The following is a 21,585-nucleotide window of genomic DNA, read 5'->3' as shown; positions in this document are numbered from 1 at the left end:
GATACTAACTTATAAAATAAAATAGATATGAAAAAGATTGTTTGCTTATCATTTGTATTTATATACACAGTATTGTCATTGCAGGCACAGAAAGCAACAAATTTCGAATACGATGTTTATGGGGATGGCATTAAAGTCGAAGATATAAAAGATTATTCTTCGCATGAACTCGGAGATCTCATAGCCCGTAAACTACAGGCTGTGGAGAATATATATCTGCTGCGTTACGAAACAAGGGTAGGCCTTAATAACTCTGAGATTGAAGTACAGAAACCCGATATTCTACAATCTGTAGAGAAAATGGATAAGTATTATAAGAAAGCCGTTAAGAAACAATTATTATCGAGAGACGAGGCTGTGAGCAGGTTTTCGAAATATCTGGACATTGCCTACTTCGTTTTTTATGAAGACAGTGCTGCATTTGAGAGTGCTTTAAGTAAAGCCAAAAAGACAGAAGATATTATAATTATTTTTGAGCAGGTAAATCTGCTTAATTACAATGCCAAGATGGAGGCAAGGAACTGATCATACGGAATTTATCTGTAGATATTCGTCAGATAGAGATTTTGGAAGCTTATATATTTGGCCGTACATACACGCAGAAAGGTGAATATAAGATTATGAAAGAATAATCTGTGTGCGGATAGTAAACAAGACATCAAAGAACGAATAGATAAAGGCTTTAGTCTGACCTGTACAGGTATATGGCTAAAGCCTTTTCTGGGAGAACCCTAAAAAAATGTTAGTTTCAGTGAATAACCTTCCGGTTAGTTATTAGTATATGTGACGTCAAAGTCCCAGTTCCATTTATCAAAGTATAAGTTTCCTCCTTTCCATTCCAACTCGCCACGCTGAAAATCCACAGTTTCGCTTCGTGGGTAAATCTTTTCGGGGAATAGAGGCCGGGAATAATCGTTATTGACTATCCAGCGGTACGCGTCCATCCCGTTAGAATATATGTACCTGACTTTCTCATCATCTGTAAACCTGTTGATACCGAATGACTGGTCCATCGGTATCCAGCCGGTACCTTCTATATAGAATTCGCTCCAGTCGTGCAGGTTCAGTCCGTCCGGATGCATCATAAATCCGCTTTGCCAGCGTGCAGGAATGCCATTGTAGCGTGCCAGCGTTATAAACAACAATGTTACCTGTCCGCAGTCGCCATGATTATTTGCCAGTACATAGGCCGGGATATTGTCTATTGTCGAGTATTCCCGTGCGCCTGCCCAAGGGAAATTTTCATCCACCCAAGTGAATATCTTTTTCATCTTCTGATAAGGATCTGTTTCGTTACCGATGATACGTTCCGATATGGCTTTGATAGAATCACTGAAAACGATATGGGGAGCCCGTTCGGAAGTATATGTCTTGTACAGGTCACTATTTGTATTATATGGCTTGATCTCTTTGCCCTCAAGATTGAACCATTCTGCCGCCGATTTATAAGAGAATTCTATCTCAAACTTCAGAGGCTCGTTTTTCTTTGCAACTTTCTCCATATATAATGTGCGGTGTGCATATTCAGACGGGGATATAATATAATTATCGTCATTTACCGACAACAACTTTATTTCCGATTGTCTGCGCTCATCCTCTCTCGGGTACGGAAGCCAGCATCTTACAACTTCTCCTTCGGGTACTGCATTCGGTTTCAGCGTCACTTCATATTTTACTCTCATTGCCACGGGAGACATTTGGGTTTTTCCTGTTTTTCCCAATACTGATACTATTTCCGGCAGATGTATTTTCAGGGTTTCTTCCTTTGCGTCTGTCCCCGGTTTATCTATTTCCTTTTTCTTTGTGATAGCATCTTTATCCAGCCGGAACAGGTTGCCCGCTCCACGGCTGAAATATCTCTTCTGACCGTCTACAACCATATATTCCAGAGATTTATCTGCTTCCCATTTGGCCAACATATCATCATTTACATCAGGATAGTATTTTTTGATGTATTCCATTACCGGTTCTTTGTCCTTGTTGAAGTCCAGAGCTATGCGATGCATCTTATCCTTTCTCCAGTTGAGGTCGTAGATTGTATCGGCAGAAGGTCTATTCTCAGCAATATATAAGTCTATCAGATAAGAGGCTTTCGTAAAGTTTCCGGCCTTTTCTTCCGTATCTATTTGCTCCAGACTCACAGATTTGGGTTGTTGGCTATTGCATCCCCATATTGCCAGTGTGATTATTATAAGATATAAGTGTTTCATAGATCTTGTTTTTTTTGTTTCGTTAACTATTTATAGTTAAAAAGTAACAGAAGTAACAGCTTTTTATAGTTTTGCAGGGGCGAAATATTTTTCGCCCGAAATTGAAACCAGGCGAAAAATATTTCGCCCCTACGGTTTTTCAAAAAGTGACAGAAGTAACACATTTTTCAGTTAACAGTCAACAGTAATCAGTTAACAGAAAACAGTTCTTCAACTTAAAACTCATTACTCAAAACTTATTACTTGTTAGAGGGTAATAAAAGTAACACCTTGCTCAATGCTTTTTACTTGTGTTCTTTGCGTAACTCTTTTCCTTTGCGGTAAAGCCCTTTTCATTACATTGAGGACTTTGTTAAAACCTGACACATCTGACACTTTTGTATTGTTTTTCATTGTTACTTTTTACTAAAGCTCCTATTACTCTTTTTACTCTGTGTTTAAATAAAAAAGGTAACAAAAGTAACACATTTTTCAGCTATTAGCTGATAGCTGTTAGCCGATAGCTTATGTACAAAACCTGACAAACCTGACGACTTTTTACACAATTTTTATTGTCACTTTTTCTTCTAAAAACTCCGTGCTACTCCGTTTACTCTGTGGTTAAAAATAAAAGGTAACAAAGGTTACACTTTTTCATTCATTTGCTATTATGCTAATTTGTAAATCTGCCAATCAAAATATCAAAGAGCTATAAGCAAGCAGCTAAAGCTGGTAGCTTACTATATAGATAAATTTTTCTCAAATAAATTATTTTCATTACTCATTACTTAAAACTTATTACTTACTATTTCTCTATCCCTATTCCCGGCAAATCATTCAATATCAATTTCCCGTCAACAACAGTTGTCCCTTTATAAATATCGTTACTTATCAGCAGGTTTCCATCCAGGTCTGCCCAATCCACGGCAGGCGATAATTGGGATGCTGCCGAAATAGCACAGGAAGTTTCCGTCATACAACCTATCATTACCTGCATATTGGCTGCGCGGGCTACCGTCAGTATCTTCCATGCTTCCCGCATTCCCGTACATTTCATCAGTTTGATATTTACACCCGTAAAAGCGCCTTTGAGCCGTAATACATCATTCAACCGTTGGAAGGATTCATCCGCAAAAACGGGTAGGGGACTCCTTTCTGTTACCCAGGCCGAATCATCGAGGTTGTATTTCGGCATCGGCTGTTCTATCATTACTATCCCTTTTTCTTTCAGCCAGTATATCATGTCCAGTGCATGATGCTTGTCTTTCCAGCCCTGATTGGCGTCTATGGCAATAGGCTTGTCGGTCACTGTGCGGATAGCTTCTATCATCTCCTTGTCATTGTCGCGTCCCAGCTTCACTTTCAGAATATTGTAAAGCGGCGCGGCTTCCCTGGTCTTCTCTTTCACCACATCGGCGGTGTCTATTCCGATAGTGAAAGTCGTGGACGGTGCTTTCGACTTATCCAGCCCCCATATTTTATACCACGGTTGCCCCATTATTTTGCCTACAAGGTCGTGCAGGGCTATATCCACAGATGCTTTTGCCGCTGTGTTGTTTTCCGCTATTTTATCCACATAGGTGAGTATATCATCGAGTTCGAACGGACTGGAAAACTGGCTCAGGTCTATTTTTTTTAGGAATTCCATAACGGATGCCTGCGTTTCTCCCAGATAGGGAGGGAGAGAGGCCTCTCCGTATCCGGTAATACCGTCATATTCGATCTCCGTTAATACAACAGGGGTTGTTGTACGTGAAAAATTAGCGATAGTAAATACATGTCTCAATTGCAGGTCGAAAGGCCTGAAACTGAATTTCATCTTCCCTTTATTGCCTGTCACCTTATCTTTACCTTTCTGTGCGAATATGCTCAATGGTGAGCCGGCAGCCAGACCGGCACCAAGAGAGGCCAATGCTGTCTTTCTCAGAAAATCACGTCTTGATTGTGCCATAGTATATTGTTTAAATTAAAAATGAAAAACTATGGGTGTACTAGTTTCTAGTATACTAGCATGCTAGAAAACTTATAACTACCTAACTATTTTTGCTCCTTATACAACGGACTATTATTTATACTCCAGATTCCTTTTGTATCCACAGCCCCGATAACCCGAGACGCCCGTACAAACTCACGGGTATTGAGTTCGTCGTAATTTGCTTTGGTCGAATCCAGACTGTTTATTCGTATATATCCCGAAGCGTGGATAAACTCCTTGTCACCTTTGTAAAAGGCAACATGGCGTATCCGTTCTTTCTTTCCGTCCTGCGCTTTCTTACCGAAGAACATCAGGTCACCCGGACGCAGGTTTTCGTAACCATTGCTTATATCCACAGGAATGCCGGTCTTTACCTGCTGGGAAGCATCGCGCATAAGAATGATTCCATGCATCAGCATCACCGTTTTGGTAAATCCGCTGCAATCCATACCTTTGACGGATGTGCCGCCCCACGTGTACGGGATACCTTTGAGAGACAGAGCCTTTTCCAGAATGCTCTCTTCTGTCAGTTTGACTGATGCCAGCCATTCTTCATAGGGTTTGCTTTGGCTTTTCAATATATAAGCGATGCGGCCGTCAGGATAAGATACCTTATAGAAACGTCCGTTGTCGGCTTCCAGTTTCAGCATATTGCCGAATGCAAGATCGGATACCCTTTGCTTCTTTTCATCAGGGTTTTCATATCCGAAGCCGTAATCATCTGTGAAAATAATTTTCTTTGCAGTTATCCATTTGTTGAAATCATCTTTTGTCATTCTTACAAATGAACCGCCGGTAGTCCATGCCACATAGCCTTCCGCAGTCTTTATCCGCCACCAGTCGTCGTGTTGCAAAACCTGTACAGGCGCTCCCAGTAGTAGCTGGGTTCCCATTTCTGCGGCATAACTTGCACCCATGCGTACATCCGCTACCGAAACGTTAATCACACCATATGTTTTTTCTCCGACCGTTTCATCAGGTAATACGCTGATACTGTCTATTGCCGCCGGATTACTTTTCCGGATCAGTTCCAGTAGATCGGCTTTGGCTTCTTCTAAGGAAGTCACCCCTTTTATGACAGGCTTGCCTTCATTCTCCACAATTTTGATGTCATATACATTATCCCGCCTGTCCGGTACATGCTTCATTCTGGCACTGTCTACGAGAGCATTAAGCTCGGGATAAGGCGTCTTTTCCTCTTTATTCTGACAGGCAGATAAGAGAATTAATGTTGCTGCAACTAGTTTTGTTATATTGTTGATTCTCATATTTTAAAAGTATTTATTAATATATTTTGAATGTAGGGGCGAATAAACATTCGCCCGCAGTAATTAACGGGCGAATGTTTATTCGCCCCTACTTATCCGTTTATATTATTATAGACATAATCATTTCTTATTAAACATAAAATCCAGAATGTTTCTCATCAATTGGTCACGCAAAGGTGTTTCCCTGATTGTCTCGAAAGGAAAACCCAGAACGAAGGTCTTGTAATTATCATCAGAAGCTACTCCCGCGCTCAGGTTATTTTCGCTATACCTGAATACGGTGAAGCTGTTGGCATCCGCAGGCTCTATGGCGTCAGGCGATTCTACCGCGTAACAATCCGAATTCAGTTCATTGTAGAAACTGTAAGTTCCTGTGAGTTGTGTGAAAGGTGAAGCCACGCTTTTGACATTTCCTGTTACCGCTGCCTGCCCTGTCCGCCATTTATATTTCAATACCTTTTGCACGAATTCCTTGTCTTCTTTTTTTACAAATTCGTTGTCCCAGAGGTCTGTGCCCACATAGGCGCCGCTGATAAATATATTTCCTCCCCTGTTGCAATAATCTGTTATTTTCGACTGTAATTCGTCAGGGAATGTTTTAAACCGTGGGGGAAATGCGCCACGCCCTATTTTTGCTTGTTTCTGCTTCCCTAATATAAGGTCTGTCAGTTTATAATTGTTCATATCAGCCAGACCATTCATTACGGCTTCTGTATTGGCAGACACGAAGGAGTAGCCTGCATTTACGATGGATGTACCGTGTACAAACGGATAATCGAATGTGTTACCTGCAATCACAGTCGTTTCATAATTGGAATTACTTGCTCCGAATCCTGCTGCGTCATCGTCCATCCACGGTATTTTACGGCGAAACTCATACTGGCTGCCTATAAGGTTATACTGGTTCTTATCGGGCACTCCGTGGTCTTTATAGCTTAAAAATCCGGCAATGCTGTCACTGCTGGCAAAGCTATCGGGAGCAGATACACGTTGAAACCCGTTGACAACAAAGACAGTCCCTTTCTCATTCGATTTCCTGCAAACGGATAATATTTCGGAAGGAAAACTTTCACCGCCTTCGTTTACTGCCGTTACCTTGAAACTGTATATCTTATCTTTATCTATCTTGATAGTCGTCTGGTTACCCTTTACTAAGACGCCATTATCGAAATCGTTGTTATCCGTACGGGTATAAACGATATAGCTGTTTGGCGTTGCGGTCGTTTCCGACGGGTCGTTTACCGGCAGCCATTGCAGTTTCACCTGCGTATCTCCCGAAAATTCGGTGCTGAACGATTCTATCGGCAATGGTGCCACTACATAATCGAAGTTGTACTGATAAGCAATAAATTTAAGTATTCCCTTATAAATAGCCCTGCTTGCCGTAAATTGGAAGGCCGGGTCGAGTCCGTAGCGCATGTCCGCAAAATTCTGATGGGAGAGCAGCTCCAGCAACATGGTCGGCACTTCCGGCATGCGGGCTTCGCTGTAATTGCGGTTCCATATATGACGTCGTGTCCAGTCTGGCTCATATCCGGCGCGTATGTCTTTCACTATTTCGTCCATGATGAGGGATGTAAGGTCGCGGGAAGCAATGCGTGGAGTGCCGTTCGCGAATATCTCATCGTTTATATGCGTCATGCAGATGGTCAGCGTGCCTATAATAGAATCATTATAGGTTGTGCCCGCATCGCTATGGAAAGCCATTGCCATATCCAGAGGAATATTCAATCCTTTCCCCTTCGGGATAACAGTAGATCCTCCCGCCATATAATTTACCCATAACCCACGGCTCTGATAATCGTCCGTATAGTCGCTTTTTCCTTTAGTCCATCTGTATACACTGTCGGGAACACCCGCCCATTGCAGCCAGTAACGCGCCCCTTCTGTATAGCGGGGATGATTGCTGGTTTCCAATTCATACTTTATTGGTGGGAATTTAGATACAGTCGTATCATCGGGTTGCTTCAGATTTTCGGGATCGGTGGTACGTGCGATATTTCCCATACCTCCCCCTATCTTTACAGCATCGGCGGTAATTATACGCCCGCTTTTCGCGCTTTTGTTGGATAAGGTAATCTTACAATTCTCATTTTTACCTTTGTCAAAGGAGAAGAATCCGAGAAATATCCATGTGCCGCCCCCCATAGTCTGATTGATACTGAACTCCGTTTTTCCTCCGGTGTGATACACGGTATAACGGGCGTCCTCGCTGCTGTTTTTCAAGCTGGCATAGGATATATACACTCCGTATTTTCCTTTTTCCGGGATGTCGGGCAACCATTCGCAAAGGCTTTCATCTCCTTTATTTATCGTTTTCACCTGCCGGTATGTACCGTCCCGGAATGGATTTTCCAAGTCCAGATAAACTTCTTTCAGATGGGCGAATCCGGTGCTGTCTCCCTTTGCCCATGCTTCTTTTCCTGCTGTTTCTCTATAAACAGAGTTGTTTAAGGATTTATCGTTATCTACAATTATTTCATGTTTTTGCGTATCCCGTTCGCGTGGCAGGAAAACATTCGCTCCCGCATTCTCGAGCATAGGGACAAGGTATGGCAAAACATAGCTTTGCGTGTATAGATCTTCTACTGTCTGGAAGACACGGGCACGCTGCCATTCCCAGCGGGATAGCTTTTGCTCGTAGTACCAGCCGTGACTTTGCCACATGGCGATATGGCGGTTCTGAAGGCCTTTGTTGCTCTTTACAGGATGAGACAGGCGTGTTATTAAGGGCTTATCAACTTTGTTGGTAAATTTTTCTTTCCTGATCAGCGGAATATAGTCTTCTATTTTATACTTGTCGGAAAAAAGTTCGACCTGATAATTTTTCATATTATCCGGCAGATATTCTTTCACCCCAGCATATATGTCGTCCACCAGTTGTTTGTCGAAGCCTCCGAAGGACAAATTGACATTAGCAAACAGCTGGATCTTCTTTCTTTGTATATCGACAGAGTCAATTGTTACAGGGCGTATGCGCGTTTGCTGATTAATGGTCTTGGTGAGATATTCACCGATCTTATCAGTCATATCTTTTGTTATTTCCTGCGCCCTTATCCCGGTGGATGTAAGAGACAGGATAAAGGAGAAAAATATAAATAAGAATGTTATCTTACGGCTTCCCATAATTTTGAGTTTTATATATTATCTATTTTTCATAACGAAGCAGTCCTATCAACCCTTCGCCACTTGTATAAATACATTCTTTACCGTTTAACGGATAAACGGTGTTGATTATAGAATTTCCAACTTTGTGTTTCCAGAGCAGTTTGCCCGTTTTTCCTTCAATGGCGAAGATGATTCCGTTTTTGGTACTACCAAATACTACACTATCTTTTTCGACAGGCATAGACGGTGCATGATCGTATCCATAACCTACATTTGCCGCCCAAATTTGTTGCGGTTTAGCACTTGTACCGGAGTAACAGACAACGCTGTCCTGCATTGTTTTGCTGTATAACCGCTCTTTATCTTCTGATAAGCCGATGGTTTCCCTGACTTTCCAGTCGGACATCCTCCATATAGTTTCTCCGCTATTCGCATCAACAGCGGTCATCATACGGTCGGGAGCTGTGAAGAATACCCTGTCGTGTGCAGCGACAGGCCATACTGCGGCCGGAGAATAAAGGATTCCTTTCCTGCCTTCTGCCCATTTCCAAAGCAACCGGCCTGTATGTTTGTCCAAAGCATACATCGTTTCATCCCACGCGCCGAAAAAGATTTTGTCTTTGTAGATCAACGGGCGTGTTTCAATATATCCTTTTACTTCAGGGAATTCCCATACCAGTTTCCCTGTTTTGATATCGATGGCCCTGAATGTATTATCGCTGGCTCCGATGTAAACAATACCATTGTCGCTGGCGGCAGAGCCTAATACAGCTTTATCTACGCTATACTTCCACCGCAGGATTCCTTTTTTAGCATCGAGGCAATATATGTTCTTATCGGCAGAGCCTAATACAACAGCATCCTTGTAGACTGTCGCAGTACCCACGATACGGTTTCCGGAAGTGAAACTCCAGTCTTTTGTACCATCCTTTACGGAATAGCAGGAGAATACGCCGGAATCATCGCCGGCATACACTTTGTCTCCCGATATTACAGGAGATGTATAGAATGCGGACTCATTCAATGTTGTCCAAACTTCTTTTACCTGTGGATATTCATTATTAACGGAAAGGTCATAACCTGAACAGGTTTTATTATCCGCCGTATAATATTCTTTTGTTAGAGAATAAGCACCCCATCTTACAGGCTCTTGCTTTATCTTTCGTTCATATACGATGAGGGAATCAGAGGTGACATTGAATATGGAATATCCTCCGATATTATCTTGTTTATCCCGCAAATTGGAGCGACAGATAAAAGCAGGGATTCCGTCGTATGAAAATAGCCTGTTGCTATGGTAATGCCCGCCGATAAAGGATTTGATGTTATAGCTGCGGACAGCGTTGGTCAGGTCGCACCAGTTATCTACATCGCTGTCGAGCAAAGGATAGTGGGTGACCAGAATCACAGGCTGTCCGGATGGCATGGCTGCCAGTTCCTGTTTCAGCCAGCTAATGTCCTGCGGGGCTATGTGCCCGTCCATCATGCGGATAACGGGGCCTGTATTGAACCCGAAAAAGCGGATACCTCCATACTCAAAATCGAAGCGCTCGGAGCCGAATATATGTCCGAAATCGGTAGCACCCGATTCGCTCCATTTAGTTTCGTGGTTGCCGGATATGGGGTAGTATTTTACGTTTAACCGGTCCAGTATATCTTTTGCTTTTCGCAAAGATTCGTAATCTCCCGATTCGCTGATGTCTCCCGTTACGAGTACAAACTTTATATCCTTGTTTGTATTAATATCGTTGACCGTATTTATCAGGTCTTCTTCCGGGAGCGGGTTGTTGCGGTTGAGATGAATATCGGTCACTACGGCAAAACGAAAGTCCTGTCCCCTGAAAGCTATGGATATTAGCAGTAAGAGAGAAAGAATGACATACTTTCTTATTATGTGTCCTGAAACATTCATTTACTTAACCTTTATAATAGATGCAGCTACAACATTCGCCACTATTTCGCGTAGGCGTGACACCGCGCCTTTATCATCGGGGTGTACCCTGTTGGTAAGCAGTATAACTGCAGTGCCGGAGTCGGGGTCTATAGTAATAGATGTTCCCGTATAGCCTGTATGCCCGTATGCGGATACATCGAATAAATCTCCGTCGCTGGCATAGCCGGAATATACATCCCATCCCAGTGAACGGCCGAATTCCTCAAACCCTTTCGGTACGGAACGCATGGCACGCACAGTTAAAGGGCTGAGTATGCGCACACCGTTGATTTCTCCCTCATTCAGCAGCATTGCGGCAAGTACGGCAATATCTTCCGCATTCGAGAATACGCCTGCATTACCCGAAACCCCACCATTCATTATATTGGCCAGCGGGTCGTGTACTCTACCTTTCAGCACTGAACCGTCAGCCTGCTTTTCGGTCGGAGCTGTCCATTCGAGTGTTTCGCCCGTAGGATTGTAATCGGTATGCTTCATGCCCAGCGGACTGAATATATTTTGTCTGGCGAAGTTTTGCAGGCTCATGCCGGATATATTTTCTATGATACGCTGGAGGGTTATAAAGTTGAGGCAACTGTAATCAAATACCTTAGTTGGCTCATTATTGCGTTTTACATTCGATATATAGGTAATTAATCCATCGGGATTCGGAACAGTATATTGTTTCTTTAATTCTTCTACAGGAGCATAAGGTGATAGCCCTGATGTATGCGTCAATAAATCGACGATCCTTATATTCCTTTTTCGTCCTGTTATACTATCTGTCCATGGCTGGAATCCGGGAATGTACATAGCCACTTGGTCCCTTAGCCTCAATTGTCCCCGTTCCAGCAGTATCATTGTAGATATTGCCGTAGATACGGATTTGCTTAACGATGCGAGGTCAAAGACAGTGTTTGTAGTCATCGCTACCGTATCAGGATAGATTTGTTTATTGCCATAGGCTTTCATATAGGCCAGTTTCTTGTGTCTTACGACAGCAAGTACAGCTCCGGGTATATCTCCATCCTGAACTGACTGGTTGATGGCATTGTCTGCATATATCAGCCTGGACTTATCCATACCTGCTTTTTTAGGGTTAACCAATGGCAGAGACTGGGCGAAAAGTGTGCTGTATGCCAAGGTTAATAATATAGGGAGAATTATTATTCTTTTCATTATGTCAGACCTCCTTTACTTAATTTGGGTTATGAAGATTGATACCTCGCCAGTTCTGCCACGAGGTAGTCTATTGTAATACAGATGTCTAAAAGTCAATCATAGATGATCGGCTTTGTAAGCATCCACTGCCTTTTTTACTGACCCGTGCAATAACAAGAGCCGTTGTGCCTGCTCGTAGTCCAGTCCCAATTCGTCTATAATCATACGGGTTCCTCTGTCTACAAGTTTGTCGTTGGATAGTTGCATGTTTACCATGCGGTTTCCTTTTACCCGTCCCATCTTAATCATGGTAGAGGTAGTAATCATATTCAATATCATCTTTTGGCCTGTACCCGATTTCATACGCGAACTACCCGTTACAAATTCGGGGCCTACAATCATTTCTATCGGAACATCAGCCTCCTGTGACAGAGGTGAATCGGGGTTGCTGGAAATGGAGCCTGTAAGGATTCCATGTTTCCGGGCTTCGCGCAAAGCACCTATAACATAAGGGGTTGTTCCCGATGCCGCAATGCCTATTACCGTATCCTTTTCGTTAATATTATATGCCTGTAAGTCGCGCCATCCGGCTTCCAGATTATCTTCGGCTTTTTCTACCGGATTTCGCAAAGCTGTATCTCCTCCTGCGATGAGACCTATCACAAGTGTATTCGGCATACCGAATGTAGGCGGTATCTCAGATGCATCCAATACACCCAATCTTCCGCTTGTACCTGCTCCCATGTAAAAGATACGGCCACCCTGTTGCATACGGGGTATGATCTGCGATACAAGTTTTTCTATCTGGGGTATGGCTTTTTCTACAGCTAAGGCAACTTTCTGGTCTTCCTTGTTTATATCCGTGAGAAGTTCGTGGACAGATTTGTTTTCCAGGTTGTCGTATAATGATGGCTGTTCTGTTATTTTTATAAAGGACATTTTTAATTAAGAATTAAGAATTAAGAATTAAGAATTAAGAATTAAGAATTAAGAATTAAGAATTAAGAATTAAATGCACCTACCGCCTGTTGGCTACTGTAATATGTGATGAGACCTTCCATCGGGGACTGTGTAATTTTACTGATTTTCAATCCCAAATCTTCACCAGCCTTTCTCAATATTTGTTGATAGTGAAAAGCGACTGAACCAGTAAGGTGTACATCATAATCTTTATATTCATACTGCATTACATTTTTGATGAAGAAGTCTTTAAATGCATTATATACCAGATTATATATCGTATTGTCATTGATATTCCCGAGAATAAACGGAGACAAACTGGCCAGAAATCTGTTTGGTGTGGGTTGGCGGTATACCTTTTCGAGAATAACGGCCGGAGTCAGATTGTATTGGCTCAGAAAGTTTTCTTTTATTCCCGGTGTCAATTGATTTTTAAGACATGCGCCTACAAACAAACGGCCTAGTACAGCTCCACTCCCTTCATCACCAAGGATATAACCCAATGGAGAAACATTCGAAATAATGTTTTCACCGTCATAGAAACAAGAATTCGATCCTGTTCCGATAATGCAGGCTATGCCACTGCTGTGGTCACATAACCCTCTGGCTGCGGCAAGTAAGTCACTTCCTACTTCTATATTTTCCACATTGAAATTATCGGCAATAGCAGCCCTTACTATTTCATTCTTTTCAGGGAAGGCACAGCCCGCTCCGTAAAAGTATATGGCTTCTATTTTATAGCCGGACATATCAGGAACAAGCGAGAGTCTTAGTTCTTCGCTGATTTCTTCGCGGGTGCAGAAGAATGGATTTGCTCCTTTTGTGAAAATTTGTTTTACCAGTTGACCTTTGTTTATTAAACACCAGTCAACCTTGGTCGAACCGCCATCTGCTAATAAAATCATATCTATCGTTCTTTACGTTATCGTTATCTTAATGCTCTAATTCTTTTTCAACCTTTGTCTTCTTTGTTAATAATAACAAACCTATGAATGTAAATGCCGCATTCATTATCAGTAATTCATAACTGAAGGAATAACCGTTGAGCCATTTCTCCGAATTCAGGTCTATTATAAGACAAAGTAGTGGTGAGAGGATTGCTACAAGTGGTATGTATTTATCTTTCACTGTCAGTTTAGTAAATATACCAAAAGCAAACATCCCCAATATCGGTCCATAAGTGTAGCTGGCTAAAACATAGACTGCATTTATAACCGATGTATTATTTAATAAATTAATAACAATAATAACTATTCCCATAACAATAGCCATCGCCATATGTACTTTTTTTCTTTTGTTGGCGATTGTGCTATCCGACCCTTTCTTTGAACTGCCTAGTATATCGACTGTAAAAGATGTGGTAAGGGAAGTCAATGCCGAGCCTGCAGCTGCGTAGGCCGCCGAAATAAGTCCGATGATAAATAGTATTCCTACTATGACAGGGAAATATCCGCCTGTGGCCAGCATGGGGAATAGTTCATCACTTTTTTCCGGAATAGATATGTTATTGCTCGCTACAAACATATACAAAAGTACTCCAAGCATTAAAAATAGTAAAATAATGACAATCTGAAGAACACCACTTACGATAAGATTCTTTTGGGAGTCTTTCGGATTCTTGCAACTAAGGTTTTTTTGCATAAAGTCTTGATCTAGTCCGGTCATTGCAATCACCGTAAACACTCCCGCGAGAAACTGTTTGAAGAAATATCTTTTGTCATTTATATCGTCAAAGAAAAATATTTGCGAATAATTATTGTCATTGATAGCCGACAACATACTGCCAAAGCCGAAACCCATATCGGAAGCGATGTAATAGATACACATAATCACCGAAACGATGAGACATAATGTTTTGAAAGAATCGGTCCAGATCAGTGTTTTTACACCACCCTTGTATGTATATAACCAAACCAGCGCAATAGACACGGCCACATTAAGAATAAATGGTAAACCGAATGGTTCGAATACGAGAAACTGAAGTACGGCACACACTAAGAATAAACGCACTGCTGCTCCAAGCGTTTTGGAGATGAAGAAGAACCATGCCCCTGTTTTATATGAGGATATCCCAAAACGGTTTTCGAGGTACTCATAAATAGAAGTCAGGTTCATCTTATAGAATAGAGGAATCAGTACGAATGCTATTATGAATTGCCCTACTGCGAAACCTATAACCATTTGCAAATAAGCAAAATTGTTTACGGCTACCATACCGGGTACAGATACAAATGTAACGCCCGATATAGCCGATCCGATCATGGCAAAAGCGACGATGTACCACGATGATTTCCTGTTGCCGACAAAGAAACTTTCGTTATCGGCCTTACGGCTCGTTATATATGATATGCCGAACAGAACGACAAAGTAGGCGACAATGGTAATAAGTATTAATATTGGATCCATACAGGTATAAGTATTTATTCTTGGTCGAAGATTATTCTACATTAATTATTCGGCATACAAAAGGTATGGTCTGCGTTGTTCCCTGAATTTTTCGACATCATCTTTCCACATTGCTTTTATTTCATCGGCCGATCGTCCTTCCATTATCATTTTCCGTATGTAAGATACTCCTACAAGCTTTTCGAAAAACGGGCGAAAGAAATGGTCGTCCAAATTTAAGTTTTTATAAGCATCTATGATGTATGACAGGTCAAAACCTTTCTTAAATATTTCTTCATCCGGTATATTTCTCAGGTCTACGCCGAAACATTCACGGTCGAGTTGAGGCGGATTTTTTGCACCCGGAATACTTCGGGGTGTGAATGAAAATGAATATCCTTTCATATTAGGATGCCCGTACACCTGAAACGGGAATTCAGTACCTCTTCCCAAACTCACTGGTGTGGCTTCGAAAAGGCATGTGGATGGATAAAGATATATCGACTTCATATTCGGTAAATTGGGAGATGGCGGCACCGGTAATTGATATAACGTCTGATGTGTATAGTTCTTACATTTAATAACAGTCAGATCGCAAACACGCGATTCAGGTAGCCATCTTTCTCCGTTTATCATCAGGGCCAATTCGCCTAATGTCATGCCGTGTACTACAGGTATAGGGAGCCATCCCACGCCGGATTTATGTTTCATATCCAGAATAGGGCCATCTATATAATGTCCGTTCGGGTTAGGACGATCCAATACAATTACTTTCTTGTTATATTCGGCACATGCATCCATTAGCCGTGCCATAGTGATATAGTACGTGTAGAATCTCAGGCCTACATCCTGTATGTCAATAATAAGGACGTCAAATGAGTCCATTGTCTCCGTACTTGGTTTTTGATCTTTTCCATCATACAATGAACGGATCGGTATTCCCGTCTTTTCATCGACAGAACTCGAAACATGTTCTCCGGCATCGGCGTTTCCCCTGAATCCGTGTTCGGGAGACAGGATACATATCATATTAATCTTATTTTTTACCAATATGTCTACTACATGTTCTTTCCCGACCATGCCTGTGTGATTGGACATTATCGCTACACGTTTGTTTTTCAGGATAGGGAAATATTCATTTGTAGATTCTGCACCTACTATAACCTTGTTGCTTTGGGCAAAACCAGCAAAAGAAAGAAACAGCAGAAGAATTAATAATTTGAATACTTTCATTTTTTATTTGATATTCGGATTTATAATCAAAAATAATCAAGTGTTGAAGAAAAACAAGAGGTAAACACAGGTTGTTCACCCCTTGTTTTGATGTATCATTACTAAATTTAGTAATGGGATCGTATGCTAAACAAATCTTAATCGGCAGTATCCCACCATACCGGAAGCGAATTTACTGTAGGTAACTTGGCCTCAGGATTTGAAGCGGCATGGTTTTCAGAGTTATAACCTGTTTCTATTGTACAATGTTGGAATCTTCGTATCCAGTAACGCTCATTCTTCGGATCGTCTGTAGGGAAATGGGTTTTGCTCGAACTGTTGAACTCATAAGGACGATCGAAATCGATATAAACAACTCCAAAGTCCTTAATGTTTCCTGCACTGTAATTGAAGCGGCGCATGTCATTCCAGTTTTGTAGCGAATATGAGCAGGCTATGAACTTTTGCTGCATAATCTTAGCCATAGTCAGTTCGCCTGCGCTTTGTGCAACAGCTGCACTTTTTAGGAAGTCATCGATGGCTGTGGCTGGTATCACTTGCTTGCCGAATACCGTCTGATCATAATCTTTCAATTTATCATTCATTAATTCCATATGCGCTCTGATGCCGTCTTTGTATGCGGTTAAAGCTCCACCCTTGTCTCCCTTTCGGAAAAGGACTTCAGCTTTGATAAAGCACATTTCGGGATATGCCAGCAGATGGCCGGGAGCATCGGCACGGGTATAGAATGTACCTGTTGAGATGATTTGGGCTGTTTTTCCGTTATAGCGGTTAGCTATATAACGGTCATCTTTTGCATCGCCCGGAGACGCCTTGATCCATGATAATAATTCGGAATAGATTGGTGTGTATATAGAGTCACCTTTTCTGTCGACCAACTGAGTGGCATTGTACCATATGTCTTTTGTACTACCTAATGGTTTCCCATTAATATCCTCTGTTCTGGAGTAGATATCGAAAGCTACAGGGCCTGATTTAGTCCGAATGTCGCTTTTTATAAAATCTACACCAACGGCACGTACATATTTCAATTCGTTATTTATCAGATATTGTCCGCTTGGTACAAGTAAGTCGGTACGAGGATCAACTATACCACTACCTCCGGTGTAAGTATTTGTCAGCAGATCAAGATACCATTTTGTAATACGTGAAGTCGTATTTGATAAATTCTGATGTTGTAAAGCCCGTATAGCGGATTCATCCTCATTTGCCGAGTTTGCATAGCGCATGATTGTACTTTCACTGTTGTTTTTAGGAGCTTTGTCCAGAGCAGCCAATATTGCATCAGGATCGTATATGCTTTTCTTTGATAAGTTGTTCAGCCAGCGGGCTTTGAGACCGTAGGCGAGTTTCAACCACTTATCCTTATCTCCTCCGTTCCACAGGTCTCCACTGGCAAAAGATGTTGCAGTTGCAGGCTGATCTTTCTGAAATTCGGCTATTGCCTCGTCCAGCATAGCCAGACATCCGTAGAATATAGTTTCCCCATTGTCGTATTTCGGAGTGATTACATTGGTGAGTGCCTCGGTATAGGGCATTTCACCATATACATCAGTCATTGTCATAAAGCCCCATGCATGTATCAATTTAGCTGCGCCAACATAAGACCACGCTCCTTCGGCAGAAGCTTTCTCAATCAGTGGTTTCAGATTGGCAGCTGTATATATAAACCATGCCTGATATGGCCATGTGGTAGAGGCTGATTGCGGGTCCCATTTGATAAGATAATCATTAGCTGCGGTCCCGTAAGATTTTCCGATATTTCCTGTAAACCAGCAACCTCTGGTTCCCGATGATTCATAGCTGTCTACAAAGTTTTGCAAAATACCTCTTAACCGAAGATCGGGGGTAGGTACGGTATTGTTGGGGTTATCAGGATTATCGTTTATATCCAGATAATCATTGCAGGCACTCATACCTATCAATAATAAGCCTAAACAGATATATATTATTTTTTTCATTGTATGTATTATTAAAGTATATAATAAGATGTATTCGGATATAAAATCAGAATGTTAAGTTAATACCGAAAGACATTCCTGCCGTTGCAGGTACACCATTGTAGTCTATACCGACACTGCTGGAACCGACAGCTCCGGAGCCTGCGGCACTTGTTTCTGGGTCCATACCTTTATAATTGGTAAATAGCAAGAGGTTTGTTCCTGTCACATTGACGGACATCGCTTTAATGAACTTAGTCTTGTTGAGTATCTTACTAGGCATGTAGTATGACAGAGATAATGATCTCAAACGTAACCAGTTGGTGTTGGTCATGTAGTTTGCCGATTCATAGTTGTAATATGTATCCCAATATTTCTGTATAATCTGGTATCCACTCTCAGCTTTAGCTGTTCCGCTGGCAACTTCCTGTCCTTTCAGATAGAATTTGTTTGCCTGGAAGGTGTATGTTTTAGATTCCAGTTGTTGTGTATCCGGATTTTTTGCCACACCTGATAATGTGAGCGACTCGCGATCCATGCTTCTTTTGCTCATACCTATACCTGTCATGAAATAATCTGTTCCGTTGTAGATATCTCCACCGATTCTGAAATCGAGAAGGAAAGACAGTTCGAAGTCCTTATACCGGAATGTATTGGTAAAACCACCTGTCAGTTTAGGTTCACGGTTACCGATATCGTATATTTCTTTTCCGTCTGATGTCGGCATACCGCTTTCCCAATCGAGAATCATGTTTCCGGCCTCGTCCCTGTTGTATTTAGAACCGGATATTCCCATAAAGTTACCACCGTTGAATGAAGCAGCTTTTGCGCTTCCCACCTGTACGTCAGTTACATAAAGTACATCTATCCCCGGTAATAAGTTATTCACTTTTCCTTTGTTCTTAGCTAAGTTGAGCATTGTGTTCCAAGAAAAGTCTCTGGTTTTTATAGGCTCGGCCTTAATGGATATTTCAAAGCCTTTATTTGTGATATCACCTGCATTTGTGGTCATGAATATATAGCCTGTGGCCTGGGACGTTCTAGGACTAAGCAATTGATTGATACTCTTATTTGAATAGTATGCCATGTCGAAACCTAATCTACCATTAAGAAAACCTAATTCAAGGCCAATTTCTGTCGATCTTGTTTTTTCAGGAACCAGAATGTCATTACCATGTGTCCACGCATCTTGTATACCGGTACCGCCAATTGTAGGGAACGGAGGATCTATGTATGTATTCGTTACATACGGATCGGCATCTTTACCTACTTCTGCCCATGATGCTCTGATCTTTCCGTAAGAAAGGATGTCATTTTTAGGCATCACTTCTGTGAAAAGGAAGCTACCGCTAACAGAAGGGTAGAAGTAAGATCTGTTATCAATAGGAAGTGTCGATGTCCAGTCGTTACGTCCTGTAACAGTGGCATAAAGCATGTTTTTGTATCCTGCTCTGAGTTCACCGTATGCTCCAACCAGTCTCTTTCTGCTGTTTCCCTGAGCTATGCGGCGGTCTTCATTCGCAGTATTGTTTATATTGTAGAAGTTCTCAGTTACAAAGTTCCATGCTCTGTATCTGTTGGTTTTTACTTTCGTGTCTTCAACGGATTGTCCCAGTAATAAATTGAGGTCAAAATCTCCGAATTTCTTTGTGAAATTCATCATGAAGTTTGATGATAAATATTCGTATGTCCTGTCGTTTTCAGATAGCATCCCTTTCTGATATATCAGGTCTACGCCGCCATTTGCACCGATTATCCTTTTTGTATTGGTGGTATAGCGGTCTGTACCTGCTATATATGCAATGTTGAACCATTCGGCAATGTTCAATTTGGCATTTATTGTACCTGTAAAGCGGGTTGTTTTTTCCGTGATAGGATTTCTGTTTATAATCCAATATGGATTATCCACGTCCGCTGCCGGAAGCTGAAGCCCTTCGAACATACGGTATCTGGTGCCATCTTCGTTAAGCCAGTGTTTCATATCATCATTTCTTGCCCATCTGTAAACAGAGGATATAGCACCCGTTCCGCCCGAACCTGTCAGACCTGTACTGGTCAGAGCCTTATCTGCCGATCCTATTGAATAGGCTACATTTGCGCCTGTAGTGAGTATGCCATATTTTTGTTCCCCATTGAAACGGAAAGTAGTTTTTTCAAATCCGGTTTCAGGAATAATACCTGTTTGGTCGTAACGGGAAGCGGAAAGGAAATAATTACTATTTTTGCTACCTCCTGATATGCTTACATTATTGTCCCATGTGCTACCGTTCTGAAAGAAATCTTCCATATTATTATAAACTTGTTCTCCTTCTTTGAATGGAGCTCCCCATGAATTCATGGTATAGTCGTCCAAAGTTCCCGATTGGTTATAGTATCCTCTTTTGTAACGGTCTTGTTGTTCCGGGTAACGATTCACCCATGAAGTACTGAACTTTGAATTTACATTCACCTTTACTTGTCCTTCCTGTCCTTTTTTTGTTGTGATCACGATAACTCCGGCTGCTGCGCGTGAGCCGTACAGAGCCGATGCTGCAGGCCCTTTCAATACCGATACATTCTCGATATCTTCGGGGTTTATATCCATTATACGGTTACTGTTGGTAGAGTTGACACGTGTAGCGCCGTCAAAAGCACTATTGCCACCGGCATCGGTAGAGTTGTCGTATATCATTCCGTCGACAACGAAAAGTGGTTGGTTATCACGTTCGAGTGATGTTCCCCCACGGATGATTATACTGGCTCCGGCTCCTGCAGCTCCACTACTTTGTGTAACATTCAATCCGGCTATTTTACCACTTAGTGAATTAAGGACATTTGTACTCTTGTTTTTCATTAGTTCATCGGCATTAATATCCTGAACAGAATATCCTAATGCCTTTCTCTCTTTCTTTATCCCCATCGCTGTTACAACAACTTCATCCATCATTTGTGCATCCTCTTCCATCGTGACATCAATCACATTGTTTTTGGCTGGAACGGAAAAGGGTTTGAATCCTATATATGAAAAATTCAGTACCTGATTGTTGTCCCGTACTGTTATGGCATATTTGCCTGATCCATCGGTCATTGTTCCTGTAACTGTACCCCGTATTGTGACACTTACGCCAGCCAGGGGTTCTCCGTTTCTATCTATAACAGTTCCTGTTATGGTTTTTACCGTTTGTTGCAAATCTGTAGGATCTTCCGATTTCCCCGTGTTTGCCTGCACATTTATACTCCCTGCGGTAAATAATACTAACCCTGCAAAGAGGATACACAAAAGTTTTTTTATGAAACTTTTCCTTGCTTGTTTTAATGCGGTCATAGTAACATAGGTTTAATTTAAATAATAATTGTAAGGCTTACTTAATTAGTTTGACTAAATAGTGTTTTTTATAGCAGAATTGCCAATAAAACAAGGTTCGTGATATCAATGTTATACGTTGTTGCGGTA

The 21,585-nt window shown here is 41.7% G+C and carries 12 protein-coding genes and 1 pseudogene; 1 reads left to right on the top strand and 12 read right to left on the bottom strand.

The features are described 5' to 3' along the window. Nucleotides 1-27: 27 nt before the first annotated feature. Nucleotides 28-525, top strand: a complete 498-nt coding sequence (locus tag IR083_RS13905) for a hypothetical protein (RefSeq protein ID WP_006799851.1) — start codon at nucleotides 28-30, stop codon at nucleotides 523-525. A 242-nt stretch (nucleotides 526-767) separates the two neighbouring features. Here the strand turns inward: IR083_RS13905 and IR083_RS13900 are convergent, their stop codons facing one another. The 12 genes and pseudogenes from IR083_RS13900 to IR083_RS13845 all read right to left on the bottom strand — a co-directional run bounded on the left by IR083_RS13900 (nucleotide 768) and on the right by IR083_RS13845 (nucleotide 21,456). Then, on the bottom strand, nucleotides 768-2,210 hold the full coding sequence (locus IR083_RS13900; RefSeq protein ID WP_194224763.1) for a transglutaminase-like domain-containing protein: 1,443 nt from the start codon (nucleotides 2,208-2,210) through the stop codon (nucleotides 768-770). 784 nt (nucleotides 2,211-2,994) lie between these two features. After that, nucleotides 2,995-4,140, bottom strand: a complete 1,146-nt coding sequence (locus tag IR083_RS13895) for a dipeptide epimerase (protein ID WP_194224762.1) — start codon at nucleotides 4,138-4,140, stop codon at nucleotides 2,995-2,997. A gap of 86 nt (nucleotides 4,141-4,226) precedes the next feature. Next, nucleotides 4,227-5,432: a C40 family peptidase gene (locus IR083_RS13890; protein WP_194224761.1), complete on the bottom strand. Its 1,206-nt coding sequence runs from the start codon at nucleotides 5,430-5,432 to the stop codon at nucleotides 4,227-4,229. A gap of 120 nt (nucleotides 5,433-5,552) precedes the next feature. Beyond that, on the bottom strand, nucleotides 5,553-8,558 hold the full coding sequence (locus tag IR083_RS13885; protein ID WP_194224760.1) for a xanthan lyase: 3,006 nt from the start codon (nucleotides 8,556-8,558) through the stop codon (nucleotides 5,553-5,555). Nucleotides 8,559-8,580: 22 nt separating this feature from the next. Continuing rightward, nucleotides 8,581-10,452 carry a PQQ-binding-like beta-propeller repeat protein gene (locus tag IR083_RS13880; RefSeq protein WP_194224759.1) on the bottom strand — a complete coding sequence of 624 codons (1,872 nt, stop codon included), beginning with the start codon at nucleotides 10,450-10,452 and terminating at the stop codon, nucleotides 8,581-8,583. Nucleotides 10,453-10,467: 15 nt separating this feature from the next. Then, nucleotides 10,468-11,652 (bottom strand): annotated as a pseudogene (locus IR083_RS13875) (serine hydrolase domain-containing protein); the annotation flags it as partial. Between the two features lie 99 nt (nucleotides 11,653-11,751). Then, nucleotides 11,752-12,573, bottom strand: coding sequence for an N-acetylmuramic acid 6-phosphate etherase (gene murQ, locus IR083_RS13870; protein WP_006799843.1), 822 nt, complete (start codon nucleotides 12,571-12,573; stop codon nucleotides 11,752-11,754). A gap of 62 nt (nucleotides 12,574-12,635) precedes the next feature. After that, nucleotides 12,636-13,499 carry an ATPase gene (locus IR083_RS13865; protein WP_194224757.1) on the bottom strand — a complete coding sequence of 288 codons (864 nt, stop codon included), beginning with the start codon at nucleotides 13,497-13,499 and terminating at the stop codon, nucleotides 12,636-12,638. 28 nt (nucleotides 13,500-13,527) lie between these two features. After that, a complete protein-coding gene (locus tag IR083_RS13860) occupies nucleotides 13,528-15,000 on the bottom strand; it encodes a sodium:solute symporter (protein WP_194224756.1) in 1,473 nt (490 codons plus the stop codon). 45 nt (nucleotides 15,001-15,045) lie between these two features. Further along, nucleotides 15,046-16,212, bottom strand: coding sequence for an exo-beta-N-acetylmuramidase NamZ domain-containing protein (locus IR083_RS13855; RefSeq protein WP_194224755.1), 1,167 nt, complete (start codon nucleotides 16,210-16,212; stop codon nucleotides 15,046-15,048). Between the two features lie 137 nt (nucleotides 16,213-16,349). Further along, nucleotides 16,350-18,173: a SusD/RagB family nutrient-binding outer membrane lipoprotein gene (locus IR083_RS13850; RefSeq protein ID WP_006799839.1), complete on the bottom strand. Its 1,824-nt coding sequence runs from the start codon at nucleotides 18,171-18,173 to the stop codon at nucleotides 16,350-16,352. 46 nt (nucleotides 18,174-18,219) lie between these two features. Beyond that, nucleotides 18,220-21,456, bottom strand: coding sequence for a SusC/RagA family TonB-linked outer membrane protein (locus IR083_RS13845; protein WP_194224754.1), 3,237 nt, complete (start codon nucleotides 21,454-21,456; stop codon nucleotides 18,220-18,222). Between the last annotated feature and the right edge of the window lie 129 nt (nucleotides 21,457-21,585).

This window comes from Dysgonomonas sp. GY75 (genome assembly GCF_015234155.1).
Taxonomy (GTDB): domain Bacteria; phylum Bacteroidota; class Bacteroidia; order Bacteroidales; family Dysgonomonadaceae; genus Dysgonomonas; species Dysgonomonas gadei.
Note: the sequence above shows the minus strand (reverse complement) of the source record. Positions and strands in the feature narration are given on the sequence as shown.

What these genes read in the sequence shown, in the direction of transcription:
- murQ (WP_006799843.1), bottom strand. Translation starts at nt 12,573, where the DNA reads ATGTCCTTTATAAAAATAACAGAACAGCCATCATTATACGACAACCTG.
- IR083_RS13900 (WP_194224763.1), bottom strand. Translation starts at nt 2,210, where the DNA reads ATGAAACACTTATATCTTATAATAATCACACTGGCAATATGGGGATGC.
- IR083_RS13860 (WP_194224756.1), bottom strand. Translation starts at nt 15,000, where the DNA reads ATGGATCCAATATTAATACTTATTACCATTGTCGCCTACTTTGTCGTT.
- IR083_RS13890 (WP_194224761.1), bottom strand. Translation starts at nt 5,432, where the DNA reads ATGAGAATCAACAATATAACAAAACTAGTTGCAGCAACATTAATTCTC.
- IR083_RS13855 (WP_194224755.1), bottom strand. Translation starts at nt 16,212, where the DNA reads ATGAAAGTATTCAAATTATTAATTCTTCTGCTGTTTCTTTCTTTTGCT.
- IR083_RS13865 (WP_194224757.1), bottom strand. Translation starts at nt 13,499, where the DNA reads ATGATTTTATTAGCAGATGGCGGTTCGACCAAGGTTGACTGGTGTTTA.
- IR083_RS13905 (WP_006799851.1), top strand. Translation starts at nt 28, where the DNA reads ATGAAAAAGATTGTTTGCTTATCATTTGTATTTATATACACAGTATTG.
- IR083_RS13845 (WP_194224754.1), bottom strand. Translation starts at nt 21,456, where the DNA reads ATGACCGCATTAAAACAAGCAAGGAAAAGTTTCATAAAAAAACTTTTG.
- IR083_RS13880 (WP_194224759.1), bottom strand. Translation starts at nt 10,452, where the DNA reads ATGAATGTTTCAGGACACATAATAAGAAAGTATGTCATTCTTTCTCTC.
- IR083_RS13850 (WP_006799839.1), bottom strand. Translation starts at nt 18,173, where the DNA reads ATGAAAAAAATAATATATATCTGTTTAGGCTTATTATTGATAGGTATG.
- IR083_RS13885 (WP_194224760.1), bottom strand. Translation starts at nt 8,558, where the DNA reads ATGGGAAGCCGTAAGATAACATTCTTATTTATATTTTTCTCCTTTATC.
- IR083_RS13895 (WP_194224762.1), bottom strand. Translation starts at nt 4,140, where the DNA reads ATGGCACAATCAAGACGTGATTTTCTGAGAAAGACAGCATTGGCCTCT.